Origin of the sequence: Hydrogenophaga sp. UC242_50 (genome assembly GCF_042697355.1) — a bacterium.
Lineage (GTDB): Bacteria > Pseudomonadota > Gammaproteobacteria > Burkholderiales > Burkholderiaceae_C > Hydrogenophaga.
Window position 1 is genome coordinate 1,550,327 of sequence record NZ_CP170553.1, and the last position, 12,731, is coordinate 1,563,057.

11 protein-coding genes and 2 pseudogenes are annotated in these 12,731 nt (G+C 70.2%); 11 read left to right on the forward strand and 2 right to left on the reverse strand.

Features of this window, described 5'->3' with window-relative positions:
• Positions 1–2: 2 nt before the first annotated feature.
• Both ACFJGX_RS08000 and ACFJGX_RS08005 read left to right on the forward strand, forming a co-directional pair.
• Positions 3–1,628 carry a class I adenylate-forming enzyme family protein gene (locus ACFJGX_RS08000; protein ID WP_382322081.1) on the forward strand — a complete coding sequence of 542 codons (1,626 nt, stop codon included), beginning with the start codon at positions 3–5 and terminating at the stop codon, positions 1,626–1,628.
• 93 nt (positions 1,629–1,721) lie between these two features.
• A complete protein-coding gene (locus tag ACFJGX_RS08005) occupies positions 1,722–2,372 on the forward strand; it encodes a response regulator transcription factor (RefSeq protein WP_382153834.1) in 651 nt (216 codons plus the stop codon).
• An 18-nt stretch (positions 2,373–2,390) separates the two neighbouring features.
• Here ACFJGX_RS08005 and ACFJGX_RS08010 read toward each other — a convergent pair.
• A pseudogene (locus ACFJGX_RS08010) lies at positions 2,391–3,739 on the reverse strand (esterase-like activity of phytase family protein).
• Positions 3,740–3,912: 173 nt separating this feature from the next.
• On the opposite strand from ACFJGX_RS08010, the gene ACFJGX_RS08015 reads away from it, so the two are divergent.
• From ACFJGX_RS08015 to ACFJGX_RS08045, 7 genes and pseudogenes are all read left to right on the forward strand, one after another.
• Positions 3,913–5,667 carry an ATP-binding protein gene (locus tag ACFJGX_RS08015; protein ID WP_382328164.1) on the forward strand — a complete coding sequence of 585 codons (1,755 nt, stop codon included), beginning with the start codon at positions 3,913–3,915 and terminating at the stop codon, positions 5,665–5,667.
• Positions 5,668–6,142: 475 nt separating this feature from the next.
• Positions 6,143–6,286 (forward strand): annotated as a pseudogene (locus tag ACFJGX_RS08020) (alpha/beta hydrolase); the annotation flags it as partial.
• 79 nt (positions 6,287–6,365) lie between these two features.
• Positions 6,366–6,713, forward strand: a complete 348-nt coding sequence (locus tag ACFJGX_RS08025) for a hypothetical protein (protein ID WP_382328166.1) — start codon at positions 6,366–6,368, stop codon at positions 6,711–6,713.
• A 10-nt stretch (positions 6,714–6,723) separates the two neighbouring features.
• A complete protein-coding gene (locus ACFJGX_RS08030) occupies positions 6,724–7,611 on the forward strand; it encodes a patatin-like phospholipase family protein (RefSeq protein WP_382328168.1) in 888 nt (295 codons plus the stop codon).
• Positions 7,612–7,636: 25 nt separating this feature from the next.
• Entirely contained in the window at positions 7,637–8,566 is a 930-nt protein-coding gene (locus tag ACFJGX_RS08035; RefSeq protein ID WP_382322078.1) for a hypothetical protein, read from the forward strand.
• Positions 8,567–8,587: 21 nt separating this feature from the next.
• Positions 8,588–8,914: a hypothetical protein gene (locus ACFJGX_RS08040; protein ID WP_382322077.1), complete on the forward strand. Its 327-nt coding sequence runs from the start codon at positions 8,588–8,590 to the stop codon at positions 8,912–8,914.
• Between the two features lie 87 nt (positions 8,915–9,001).
• The gene (locus tag ACFJGX_RS08045) at positions 9,002–9,952 is read left to right on the forward strand and encodes a PDR/VanB family oxidoreductase (protein WP_382328170.1); all 951 of its coding nucleotides are present in this window, start codon (positions 9,002–9,004) and stop codon (positions 9,950–9,952) included.
• Here ACFJGX_RS08045 and ACFJGX_RS08050 read toward each other — a convergent pair.
• On the reverse strand, positions 9,949–10,872 hold the full coding sequence (locus ACFJGX_RS08050; protein WP_382322075.1) for a LysR family transcriptional regulator: 924 nt from the start codon (positions 10,870–10,872) through the stop codon (positions 9,949–9,951). The genes ACFJGX_RS08045 and ACFJGX_RS08050 overlap by 4 nt on opposite strands.
• A 163-nt stretch (positions 10,873–11,035) precedes the next feature.
• Here ACFJGX_RS08050 and ACFJGX_RS08055 point away from each other — a divergent pair, with 163 nt between their 5' ends.
• The gene (locus ACFJGX_RS08055) at positions 11,036–11,887 is read left to right on the forward strand and encodes an ABC transporter ATP-binding protein (RefSeq protein ID WP_382153860.1); all 852 of its coding nucleotides are present in this window, start codon (positions 11,036–11,038) and stop codon (positions 11,885–11,887) included.
• A complete protein-coding gene (locus ACFJGX_RS08060; RefSeq protein WP_382153863.1) occupies positions 11,884–12,705 on the forward strand; it encodes an ABC transporter permease in 822 nt (273 codons plus the stop codon). Before ACFJGX_RS08055 ends, ACFJGX_RS08060 begins: the two co-directional genes overlap by 4 nt.
• Positions 12,706–12,731 lie beyond the last annotated feature (26 nt).

The window sequence follows — 12,731 nt, forward strand, 5'->3', positions numbered from 1 at the left end:
GCATGGCACCCGCGACCCCGCACACGATCGCCGATCTGGTGGAAGCCTTGGCGCGCGAGCGCGGCGACGATCTGGCCCTGACCTTCGTCGACCACGCCGCGGCGAAGGAGGAGGAAGGCACCCAGCGCCGAACCTATGCGCAGCTGTGGCGGGCCGCCACACGCCTTGCCACCGGCCTGAGCCAGCAAGGTTTTCGCCCCGGTGAACGGGTGGCCCTTCTCATCGCCAACCACCCGGAATTCGTGGAGATGCTGGTCGCCAGCGGCCTCACCGGGCTCACGCTGGTGCCCATGGACCCTCGCACGCCCCCCGAGCGGCTGGCCTACATGCTGACCAAGACGCGCTGTTCGCTGCTGATCGCGGAGCCCGAAGCGCTGCAGGGAGCGCTGGCGGTGCGTGGCGCCTGCCCCGACCTGCGTTTGATGGCGGTGCTCGGCCACCCCGGCGTGCCCCTGGTCGCGGGCGTGGTGCCTTACGACAGCCTGCCCGCCGCCACCGCGTCGCCCGCGCTTGCCGCCCTTCGGCGCCCCGCCGACGAGGACATGCAGATCCTCTTCACCTCGGGCACCACCGGGAACCCCAAGGGCATCGTGTACAGCCACCGCAAGTTCACCGACACGGCCCGCATGGCCGCCACGGCCTTCGGGTACGGCCCGGGCGACAGGCTGTACTCCGGACTCTCGCTGACCCACGCCAACGCTCAGCTGGTGACCCTGGGCGCGGCCCTGGTCCGCGGGCTGCCCGTGGTCTTCTCGCGGCGGTTCAGCAAGCGCCGGATGTGGCGCACGGTGCGTGAACACCGCTGCACCAGCCTGACCTTGCTCGGTGGCATGACCACCGCCATCTACTGCGACCCCGCGACGCCGGCCGATCGCGACCACCAGGTGCGCCTGGTGGTGTCCGCCGGCATGCCGGCGGCCATCTGGAACGACTTCGAACACCGCTTCGGCGTGAGCCTGCTGGAGTTCTACGGCACCGCCGAGGGCGGCCTGACGATGAAGCCCGCCGGGGTCGGGCCCATCGGCAGCATCGGCCAGCCGCCACCTTCACTGAGCACGCGCATCGTGGACGGCGCGGGGCAGGACGTGGCACCCGGCGAGCGGGGCCAACTGCTGATCCGCTCCTCGGACGGCACGCCTTTCCAGGTGTCCTATGTGGACGACCCCGACGCGTCCGAAGCCAAGTGCCGCGGTGGCTGGCTGTGGACGGGCGACGTGGTGCACGCCGATGCGCAGGGCTGGCTGTTCTTCGACTTTCGCCTGGGTCACGGCATCCGCCGCAATGGCGACTTCATCGACGCCGCGGCCATTGAAAAGGCGCTGGCCGAAACCGCGCTGGTGGACGACGTCTTCGTGTTCGGTGTGCCTGCCGCGTCCCGCGTTCCCGGCGAATCGGATGTGGTGGCGGCGGTCGTCTTCAAGCCGGGAGCGCCTGTCCAGCGGGAACCCGCTGTCGCGGCGCTCCACGCCGCCTTGACCCGGCCCGTGGTCCTGCAGCAGGTCCTGCCCTTGGATGCCATTCCCAAGACCGCCTCGGAGAAACCCCTGGCCCGCGTGCTGTGCCAGCTCCTGGTGGACCGACCGGATCAGGCCCTGGATTGGCCGGCATCGACGCCGTTGAACACATGAGCACGGCCTGAATGAGCTTTTCGCGCGCGCATTGCCAAGCCTTGGCGCGCGGTTTGCGAAGACAGCTGGCCTGAGTCTGCGCAAGATGGCGGTGTGTGCCTTGACGCTTCCTCCCCTTCGCGCTGCTGCGACACCCCGCCACCCACCACGGTCCTGATCGCCGACGACCACGCGCTGGTGCGCGACGGCATGCGCGGCCTCGTGGCCGGCCTGCTCGGCGAGGTGGTCTGCCTGGAGGTGGGCGATGGCGACGCGCTGATGCGCGCGGCCCAGGCGCACCCGGCGGCCGGGCTGGCCCTGGTGGACCTGAACATGCCCGGCATGGAGCGCGGTTTTCGCCTGGCCGAACTCGCGCACCGCCACCCGGGCCTGCCGCTGGTGGTGATCTCGGCGCTCACGTCGCCCGACGTGGTGCGGCGCACGCTGGAGATTCCCAGCGTTCACGCCTTCGTGCCCAAGAGCGCGCCCTCGGCGCAGATCATGGCCGCGATCGGCGCGGCGCTGCAGGGCCGAAAGCTGCCTTTCGCGCACCGCGCCCCCGAAGCGCGGCGGCCCGAGGTGGTGCTCACGCCGCGCATGGAAGAGGTGCGCCAGCTGCTGCGCCAGGGCATGAGCAACAAACTCATTGCGCGCACGCTGGGCATCAGCGAGGGCACGGTGAAGAACCACATGAGCGAGATCTTCAAGGCGCTGCAGGTGTCCAACCGCACGCAGGCGGCGCAGCTCGACGCCGACCGCCTGTGAAGCCCGCTCGGGCCGGGCTCAGCGCGCCGACAGGAAGTCGCCCGCTTCGAGCAGCACCAGCTCGTTGTCGTCTGCCTTGTTGGGGTCGCGGCTGCTGGAGAACGGCAGGTTGTTGTCGTTGCCCACCACGATGTGCCGCGCATCGACGATGTCCACGTTCTCGATGGTGAAGAACGGGAAGGTGAGCACGCCGTTGTTCAGCGGCTTGCGGGCCAGCTGGTTCGGGTCGGCGATGTTCATCAGGTCGATGTAGCCGATCTTGCGCAGGGGGCCGCCCACGTGGGCTTCGTTCAGCTCCACCTTGTAGACCCGCTTGAACTTGGCCAGGTCGTGGAAACAATCGGCGCGCTTCGTGGCTTCCGGGCAGGCCTTGTCGGCCGTGCCTTCGCCGTTGTCGCGCTCGATGATCAGGCCTTCGGTGGGGCTGATCATGTTGAAGTCGCCGATGGCGTGGTGGTTGGCCTCCAGCACGTACTTCCAGTGGCGACCGGTCCACTTCTCCGTCTTCACGTCGAACTCCAGCACGCGCAGGTACTGCCTGCCGTCGATGGCTTCCGGCGCCTTGGTGGCCTCGTCCCACACGGCACCCTCCAGCAGGGGGTAGAGCTTGCTGCCGTCGGGCGATGAGGCCATGCCCTCGAAGCCCTTGGAACGGCGCACCTGGAACTTGACCTCGCCGCCCTGCGCACCGGGCGTCTTCACCGCCGGGTGGTCGGGCGAAACCACGGTCTTGCCATCCACCTGGGTTTCGTACACCGCCTTCACGCGGCCCTTCATGTCGGCCTTGATCAGGTAGGGGCCGAATTCGTCGCCGATCCAGAAGTGGCCGTCCGCGATCTGGAAGCTCTCGGTGTCGAGGTCCGAGCCCGTCAGGTAACGTTGTGCCGTGCCCTCGTGCACGATGCGGAACGGCACCTTCTTGTCGGGGTCGTGCAGGAACACGGTGCCCAGGCGCTTGAACTGCCCGCTCTTGAAGTCCACCCGGTAGTGGTTGAGGAACAGCATGAAGTCGGGCGAGTTGGCCTTGGCGCCGGCGCCGTTGTCCGTCAGCAGCCAGTAGCTGCCGTCGGCCATGCGCTTGATGCCTGAGTGGCCCTGAACAGGCTGGCCCTTGAAGGGCAGCGACACCCCCGTGGGCCGGCCGGCGGACAGGCCTTCCACGCTGCCGATGGCCTCGACGCGGCGGTCGGTGGTGAACTTGCCGCTGACGCGCAGGTCGGCCGGCGCGTCCTTGGGCGCGGCGATCAGGGTCTGCGCTGGCAGCAAGGCGTGCCCGCGAGGGTGGCCGGGTAAGCGGTCTGGGCCTGGGCGGACAGGCTCAGGCTGGCGACGGCCAGGGCGAGCAGGGCAGGGGGGTGCAGCTTCATGAGAGGGTGCCTTCGTTGGGGTCAATGGACGCGGATCGGGGCCGAGCTTGCCGCCCTGCCATGACAGCGGTGCGACCTTTTGATGACGGGGCGTTGACGGCCTCGCACGCCATGCCAGGCGTTGGCGCGCGCATTGCGAAGACAGGCGGCCCGCCGGTGCGCAAGATGCCGGCATGCACCGGGACGCCCTTTCCCCCCGCGCGCGCCGGGACGATCAGCCCGACCCCGAGGACAGCGCCCACACGGTGGCCTCGCTCTGGGCCTTGCGCGCCTGCGAGCTGCTGTGCGCGCTCATGTTCGCCACCGCCCTGCCCTGGCAGCAGCCGGCCGCGTGGTTCTCCGTCATCGCGGGCATGGGCCTGCTGCGCTGGTGGCACGTCAACCGCCCGGCGTTCCGCGCCCTGCCCAAGGCGCGCCGCCAGCGCGCGTACCGCCTCTACATGTGGGTGCTGATGGCCTTCGTGGGCAGCGCCTGCTGGTTCCTCTACGTGCCCGACAACGTGCCCATGCTCGCGGTGCTCATGAGCTACCTGCTGGGCAATGCCACGCTGATCGCGGTGCGCCTCACCGGCGATGTCGTGCGCACCACCATCGCGCTGTGCCTGGCGGTGCTGCCGACCTCGGTGCGCCTGATCGTCGACGGCCTGGGCGGCCACACGCTGCTGGTTCTGATGGGCATCGGCGGCATCCTCATGACCATCACCATGGTGTTCCTCTCGCGCGCGCAGGAGATCGGCGTGATGCGCCAGGTGGAGCAGCGGCGCCGCGCCGAGGCGGCGGCCGACACGATCGCGGCGCTGGGGCTGGCGAAGTCGCGCTTCTTCGCGGCGGTGAGCCACGACCTGCGCCAGCCGGTGCACGCCATCGGCCTGTACCTCGCGCCGCTGGTGAGCCTGGCCGAGCGCGCGCAGGACCGCGCGGCCCTGCGCGCCATCGACGGCATCGGCCAGTCGTGGCGCGCGCTGGACGACCTGCTGTCGCAGGTGCTGGACCTCACGCGCATGGACTCGGGCGTGGTGCAGGCCGAGCTGCGGCCCACCGAACTCGCGCCGCTGGTGGCGAGCCTGGTGCGCCAGCACAGCGCCGTGGCCGAGGCGGCGGGCGTGCGCCTCGTCGCGCTGGTGCGCCCCGAGGCCTTCGCACTGGCCGATGGGCTGATGCTGGTGCGCGTGCTCTCCAACCTGATGGACAACGCCATCAAGTTCTCGCCCGCCGGCGCCACCGTGCTGGTGGCGCTGCGCCGGGGTGACGGTGGGTGTTGGCGGCTGCAGGTGCGCGACGCGGGCCTGGGCATCGCGCCCGAGGCGCAGGCGCGCATCTTCGAAGAGTTCGTGCAGATGCACAACGAGGCGCGCGACCGCCGCCAGGGCCTGGGCCTGGGGCTGGCGATCGCGCGGCGGCTCGCGCTGCTGATGAACGGCGACATCGCGGTGCGCTCGGCGCTGGGGCAAGGCAGCTGCATGACGGTGAGCCTGCCGCGCGCCGAACCACCACCCGAGGCCGCGCCGGCGCCGGCGCACGAAGCGCATTCGATGCCGGGCGCGCTGCTGCCCCTGCCCGAGCACGCCGTGCCCTCGCCCGCGTTCGCGGTGGAGCGCGTGCTGCTGGTGGAAGACGACTCGCTGGTGGCCGGCGCCACGCGCGACCAGCTCGTGGGCTGGGGCCTGCAGGTGCTGCACGTGGAGACGGCGGCCGAGGCGCTGGCGCAGGCGGCGTATGGCGACGCGCGCATCTGCGACGTGCGGCTGCCGCACGCGGCCTCGGGCCTGGACCTCGCGCTGACTCTGCGCGAGCGGGGCCAGCGCGTGCTGCTCATCAGCGGCGAGACGCACGCGGCCTTGCGCGAATCGGCCGCGCGGCACCGCCTGCCGCTGCTGATCAAACCGGTGTCGAGCGCGCAGCTGCTCGCGGCCTTGCAAGGGCTGTAGGCGCGTGCCCATGTCCTTCGGGGCATGACCAATTTCACGTGGTTGCGAACGGGGTGCGTCGGTAGATTCAAAACCCTGCCACGCCGCCCGTGTGGCGGGCCCGACCGAAGGAACCCCCATGAGACACCAGTTCTCGCCCGATCTCGAATCGCCCCACGCGGCCCCCGCCGTGGTGCCGAGCCCACGCCCGCCGCGTCTGGGCCGTTTTGCCGAAACGCGCGGCACGCCCTCGCTGCGCCGCGCCTACGGCTGGCTGTGCCGCTGCGCGCCCGCCGTGGCCGCGCGCCTGGCCTACCGCCAGCTCGCCACGCCGCCGCGCGCGGCGCTCGGCAAGTGGCCGCTGGCGGTGCGCGAGCAGACGCGCCCGCGCCGCCTGCCGTGCGGCGCGGGTGAGCTCGCGGTGTACGAGTGGGGGCAGGGGCCGGCGGTGCTGCTGGTGCATGGCTGGGGCTCGAACGCCATGCACCTGGGTCGCATGGTGGGCCCGCTGTTGAACGCGGGCTTTCGCGTGGTGGCCTTCGATGCGCCGGCGCATGGGCGCTCGTCGGGCCACCGCACCGACATGGTGGAGTTCGCCAACGCCGTGGCGGCCGTGGCGCGCCACGCCGGTCCGCTGCACGCCGTCATCGGCCATTCCTTCGGCGCCGCGATGGCGATGTTCGCCGCGCGCGACTGGGGCGCTGCGCACCTCGCGGCTGGTGCTCATCAGCTCCTTCAACCACTGCAACTGGTTCGTCGAGATGTTCGCGCGGCACATCGGCCTCACGCCCGAGGTGCTGGGGCGCGTGCGCGAGCTCTTCGTGCAGCGCTACGGCGGCCGGCTCGACTGGGGCCGCATGTCGGTGCTGGAGATGGCGCGCCAGGCCGGCCTGCCCGCGCTGCTGGTGCACGACGAGACCGACGAAGAGATTCCGTTCGAGCACGGGCTCTCGCTCGCTGCCGCGATGCCCTGCACGCAGTTCAAGGCCACGCACGGCCTGGGGCACCACCGCGTGGCGCGCAACCCCGAGGTGATCCGCCGCGTGGTGGATTTCCTCGCGCACTGAGGAGGTGCGCATGCAGAACCCGTCTTTCTCCTCGTTCCCCCATCGGCTGGCCCTGGTGCTGGGCAGCGGCGGTGTGCGCAGCATCGCGGCGCTGGGCATCGCCGAGCGCCTGGCGCGCGAGGGCATCCGGCCCGATCTGGTGGTGGGCTGCAGCTCGGGCGCGCTGTTCGGCGCGCAGGTGGCACAGGGTATGCACGGCGAAGAGGCCGTGCGCCTGGCCACCACGCTGTGGTCGGCCGAGCTCACGCAGCAGCGCCGCTGGCGCGCCTACCTGCAGCTCATCGCGCCCAGGCTCGCGGGCTTTGGCGAGGGCTTCGCGCTGCGCGACGACCGCCTCATCGCCGAGCGCATCGGCAACGCCTTCGGCGACACGCGCCTGGAGCACCTGCCCACGCCGCTGCGCGTGGCCGCCACCGACGCCGCCACCGGCCAGGCCGTGGTGCTCACGCAAGGCCGCCTGGTGGACGCGCTGCGCGCCAGCATGGCGGTGCCCATCCTGTTCCCCAGTGTGCGCATCGGCGGGCGGCGCCTGGTCGATGGCGTGCTCTCCGACCCGCTGCCCCTGGCGGCGGCGGCCGATGCGCGCGTCGTGCTCTCGCTCGGTTTCTTCGGCGGCCTGCCGCGCCGGGTGGACCGCGTCTCGCGCCTGGTGGCGCAGACCAGCACCACGCTCATCAACAACCTGATGCAGGCGCGCACCGAGGCCGCGCAGGCCCGGGGGCAGAAGCTGATCGGCCTGGAGCTGGACCTGGAGCGCCCGGTCAGCCTGTGGGAGACCGCCGCCATGCCGGCCCTGTTCGAGGCCGGCTGGCGCGCGGCCGAGGCGCGGCTGCTCGACATCGTGGCCGCGCTGGAGGCCGCGCAGGCACCCGAGCGCGAGCTGACCTTCATTGAATGAACCCCTCCCCATGGAACTCAGACGCATGACCCACACCACCGTCCACACCGAGCGCTACGCCCACTGCATCGCCGCCTCGCGCCGCGTGCGCTGGGACATCGAGCACGACGTGATCCGCGCCCGCCGGCTCGACTTCGGCAAACCCTTCCTGCCCGACGGGCTCTCGCGCATCAGCCGGCTCGATTTCCTGAAACCCGCCGAGCAGCTGCGGCTGAGCCAGGTGCAGGGCCGCACCTACGCCAACATGTTCGGCCTGGTCGAGCGCTTCATCGGCATCCAGATGCTCTCGTGCAGCCGCCACCACTGGTTCGGCGACCAGGTCGCGCTGGAGGCGCTGGTGCGCTTCACCGACGAGGAACTCAAGCACCAGGAGCTGTTCCGCCGCGTCGAGCGCCTGGCCGCGGCGGGCATGGCCGAAGGCTACGAGTTCCTGCCCACCGCGAACGCCGTGGCCTCGCAGGTGCTGGAGGCGTCCACCTGGGCGGTGCTCGCGCTCACCTGCCACATCGAACTGTTCACCCAGGTGCACTACCGCCAGAGCATCCAGCCCATGGAAGACATCGCCGGGCTCTACAAGGACGTGTTCCTCTTCCACTGGAAGGAGGAGTCGCAGCACGCCATCCTCGACGAGCTGGAGTGGGAGCGCGAACATGGGCGCCTCACGCCGCGCGAGCGCGACGTGGCGGTGGACGACCTGATCGGCCTGCTGGGCGCGATCGACGGCATCCTGCGGCAACAGGCCACCGCCGACGCGCGTTATTTCACCGACACCAACCCGCGCCGCTTCGCGCCGGGACAAGACGCCCGCCTCGCCGCCGGCCTGCTGGGCGCCTACCGCTGGCAGTACATCGGCTCGGGCCTGCAGTCGCCGCGCTTTCGGCAACTGCTGGTGGCCATGACCACGACGCCCCAGCAGCAGCGCATCCAGGCGGCGCTGGCGCCGCTGTTGTCCTGAACCGTTCACAAGGAGTCATTGATGTCACGCAGATTTCTTCTCCACGCCGCCCTCCTGCTGGCGGCGGCTGGTCCGGCCGTTGCGCAACCCATGGGTATCGAGCGGGCCCACCACGCCCACTACATCGCCGAGTACGAGCGCTCGCTCGCGCTCTACGAGCAACTGGCCGCGCTGGGCGATGCCGAAGCCGCCGAGCGCGCGGGCTTCATGCTGATGCAGGGACCGGCGGCCTACGGCCCGCGCGTGCCGCGCGACGTGGCGCGCGCCACGGCCTGGCTGGAGCAGGCCGCTCGCGCCGGGCGGCCGCACGCGGTCTTCCTGCTCGGGCTGAGCGCCGGCACGGACTGAGCGGCGCACCCGGCATGCGCTGGGTGGATGCGGCCCATGCGCCGCGCGCGCTTGTCGGGCACGCGGCCCGGTTCCGATACTCGGCGCATGAATCAGAACCTGTTGCTGGATGTGGTGGTCAGCGCCGTGTCGCGGGAGACCGACGAGGTCTCCTGTTTTGAACTGAGCCGGACGGACGGGCCTTTGCCCCCGTTCGAGGCCGGCGCGCACATCGACGTGCACACCGCCGTGGGCCCGCGACAGTACTCGCTGTGCAACCTGCATGAGGCGAACGGTCCCTATGTGGTGGGCGTGAAGCGCGAGGCGGGTGGCCGGGGCGGCTCGCGCTGGATGCACGACACGCTCAAGGTGGGCACCCGCCTGGTGATCGGCGCACCCCGCAACAACTTCCGGCTGGTGCCCGAGGCGGTCCACCATTGCCTGCTGGCGGGGGGCATCGGCATCACGCCCCTGGTGGCGATGGCGCACGAACTCGGCCGCCGGGGCCACTCTTTCAACCTGGTCTGTTTCGCGCGCAGCCGTGCCCACGCGGCCTTTCGGGGCCGACTGCAGGCGGCGCCCTGGGCCGCCCAGGTGCGCTTCCACTTCGATGACACGCCTTCGCATCGGGTGGATCTGTCGGCCTTCTGCGCGCACCAACCGGAGGGCACGCACTTCTACGTGTGCGGCCCGGCGGGCTTCATGGCCGCGACCCGGCAGGCCACCAGCCAATGCCCCGGCGCGCAGCTGCACGAAGAGCGCTTCGCGGCCGAACCGGCGGCGAACCCGACGGGGCTCGACCGCTACACCGTGGCGCTGGCGCGCAGCGGCCGCAGCGTGCGGGTGGAGGCGGGGCAGACCCTGCTGCAGGCGCTGCGGGGCGCGGGGCTGAACCCGCTCACCTCCTGCGAGGCCGGGGTGTGCGGCAGCTGCGTGACGCCCTACCTCGAAGGCCAGCCCGTGCATGGCGACGCCTTCCTCAGCGCGCACGAGCGGCAGCACCAGCTGGCGCTCTGCTGCGCCGGTTCGCTCGGCGAGCGCCTCGTGCTCGACCTCTAACCCGCGCCCTTGAGGTCGAGCATCACCTGTTCCTTGAACCAGATGTGGTCCCGGTGGTGGTGCGTGCGCTCGTGCCAGTAGAGGTAGACGTCGTAGGGCGGCAGCTCGATCGGCACCTCCACGGTGGCGAGCGCGAAGCGCTCGCAGAAGCGCTGGGCCAGTGACTCGGGCATCAGGGCCACCATGCCGGTCTTTTCGATCAGGTACGGCACGGAGAGGTAACTCGGTGTCGTGAGCCGGATGTGGCGCGCCAGCCCGAGTTGGGACAGGGCCTTGTCGACCGCATCGCCAAACGCGTGCACCGTGGGTTTGATCACGACGTGGTCGAGCGCGGCGAAGGCCTCGGGGCTGAGCGTCTGCCCGACGGCGGCATGCCCATTGGCCGCGATGCAGGCCACGCGGTCGCGGAAGATCACGCGGTGGCGCAGGTCCTCCACCGCGGGCGGCAGCATGCCCACGCAGAAGTCGGCTTCGCCGCTCTCCAGCACCTGGTTGAGGTTGCGCGGATGCACCGGGTGGCAGACCGAGACCGAGATGCCGGGGTAGTTCTGCGCCAGGCGCGTGACCAGGGGGTCCATGAACACGCATTCCAGGTAGTCCGTGGCGACCACCCGGAAGTTGCGGCGCGCCGTCTCGGGGTCGAACGCGATGGCCTGCCCGAGCAGCTGGTCCATCTCGTGGAGGATGCGCAGCGCGAACTCGCGCAGCTGCATGGCCTTGGCGGTCGGCACAAGCCCGACCTGGGCTTTCACCAGGATCGGGTCCGAGGTCAGTTGCCGCAACTGGCTCATGGCCCGGCTCATGGCCGGCTGGCTGATGTCCAGCGCATCGGCGGCGCGCGTCACCTGCGAGTGATCGACCAGCGCGACCAGGCACCGAAGCAGGTAGAAGTTCAGCGACAGATCATCTTTTTGGCGCATGGTTTTCATACACAGTCCGCATGGACTGGGGGTTGGCACATCGGGATACTAGTTCAACCTTGGCGCGGTGGCGCAAGGCACGAGAGTCCAGGGACATTCCAGGCAACACCGGTTCGAAGAGGCCGGTCACCCACGAGGAGCAACAGGTTTGGACACCGCAGTTTTGAACGCCTTGAACACCGCGAGGGCCGAGCTGCCCCGGTGCGATGGCAAGGGCCTCTACCACCGGGGCGCGCCGATCATCCAGGTCGACAACGTCAGCAAGCGCTATGCCAATGGCACGGTGGCCCTGGAACGGGCCCGGCTGGAGATCTGGAGCGGCGACTTCGTCACCCTGATCGGTCCCTCGGGATGCGGCAAGAGCACGCTGCTGCGCATCCTCTCGGGCCTGGGCGCGGTCACCGAGGGCTCGATCCAGTGGTGGGGCGAGACCACCCCGGTGCTGGAGCGGCCCGACCAGAAGCTGGCCTTCGTCTTCCAGGACCCCACGCTGATGCCCTGGGCCCGCGTGTTCGAGAACGTGGCCCTGCCGCTGGAACTCAAGGGCACGCTGGACCGCGCCACGATCCAGCGCAAGGTGGAAGAGGTGCTGAACTTGGTGGGCCTGGGCGCCTTCCAGCAGGCCTACCCGAGGGAGCTCTCAGGCGGCATGCAGATGCGCGTGTCGATCGCGCGCGCCCTGGTCACCGAGCCCAACCTGATGCTGATGGACGAACCCTTCGGCGCGCTGGACGAGATGACGCGCAACAAGCTCAACGACGACCTGATGCGCATCCAGCACGAGCGCAAGCTCACGGTGGTGTTCGTCACGCACAGCCTGCACGAGGCGGTTTACCTGTCGTCGCGCGTGGTGGTGATGGCGGCCCGGCCCGGGCGCGTGATCGCCGAGGTGGGCATCGACGCGCCCTTCCCCCGGGGCACGGCCTTCCGCCTGTCGGCGGAGTACCTGCAGTACATGACCCGCCTGAGCGCCGCGCTGGACGCGGCCAGCCGGGGCGAGGAGATCGCACCATGAAGAGCCCGGACATTTCCCGCAACGCCGCGCGCCAGGTGAATTGGGGCTCGAGCAAGCTGCCGGTGCTGGCGATCGGCGTGGGCCTGCTGGCCGTGTGGCAGCTGGTGGTGGTGGCCCTGTCGCTGCCGGTGTACGTGCTGCCGGGGCCGCTCGACGTGCTCAAGGCCCTGTACGCGGATTCGGACCTGCTCTTCACCGGCCTGCTGTTCACGCTCAAGGTCACGGTGCTGGCCTTCGCGGTGGCGGTGCTGCTGGGCGTGGCGATCTCGTTCCTGCTGTCGCAGAGCCGCCTGCTGGAACAGAGCGTCATGCCCTACATGGTGATCCTGCAGGTGACGCCCATCGTGGCGATCGCCCCGCTGATCATCATCTGGGTCAGCAACACCTTCGTGGCCCTGGTGACGATCGCCAGCATCACGGCGCTGTTTCCCATCGTGTCCAACATGACGCTGGGCCTGCGCTCGGTGGCGCCCAACCTGCAGAGCCTGTTCCGGATCTACCGCGCCTCGAACTGGCAGACCCTGACCCGGCTCAAGCTCAAGGCCGCGCTGCCGTACTTCTTTGCCGGCGCGCGCATCAGCAGCGGCCTGGCGCTGATCGGTGCCGTGGTGGCCGAGTTCGTGGCCGGCACCGGCGGCACGCAGTCGGGGCTGGCCTACATCATTCTCGAATCGGGCGTGCAGTTGAAGGTGCCGCGCATGTTCGCCTCGCTGTTCCTGATCTCGCTCACCGGCATCGTGCTGTTCGCGCTGATGGTTTTTATCTCGAACCGCGTGCTCGGCGCGTGGCACGAGAGCACCGTCAAGACCGAGCACTGAGTTTCACCCGTTCCGTTTTCGCCCCA

Coding starts and splice junctions, on each gene's coding strand:
- ACFJGX_RS08000 (WP_382322081.1), top strand. CDS start 3: ATGGCACCCGCGACCCCGCACACGATCGCCGATCTGGTGGAAGCCTTG.
- ACFJGX_RS08015 (WP_382328164.1), top strand. CDS start 3,913: ATGCACCGGGACGCCCTTTCCCCCCGCGCGCGCCGGGACGATCAGCCC.
- ACFJGX_RS08030 (WP_382328168.1), top strand. CDS start 6,724: ATGCAGAACCCGTCTTTCTCCTCGTTCCCCCATCGGCTGGCCCTGGTG.
- ACFJGX_RS08035 (WP_382322078.1), top strand. CDS start 7,637: ATGACCCACACCACCGTCCACACCGAGCGCTACGCCCACTGCATCGCC.
- ACFJGX_RS08040 (WP_382322077.1), top strand. CDS start 8,588: ATGTCACGCAGATTTCTTCTCCACGCCGCCCTCCTGCTGGCGGCGGCT.
- ACFJGX_RS08045 (WP_382328170.1), top strand. CDS start 9,002: ATGAATCAGAACCTGTTGCTGGATGTGGTGGTCAGCGCCGTGTCGCGG.
- ACFJGX_RS08050 (WP_382322075.1), bottom strand. CDS start 10,872: ATGCGCCAAAAAGATGATCTGTCGCTGAACTTCTACCTGCTTCGGTGC.
- ACFJGX_RS08060 (WP_382153863.1), top strand. CDS start 11,884: ATGAAGAGCCCGGACATTTCCCGCAACGCCGCGCGCCAGGTGAATTGG.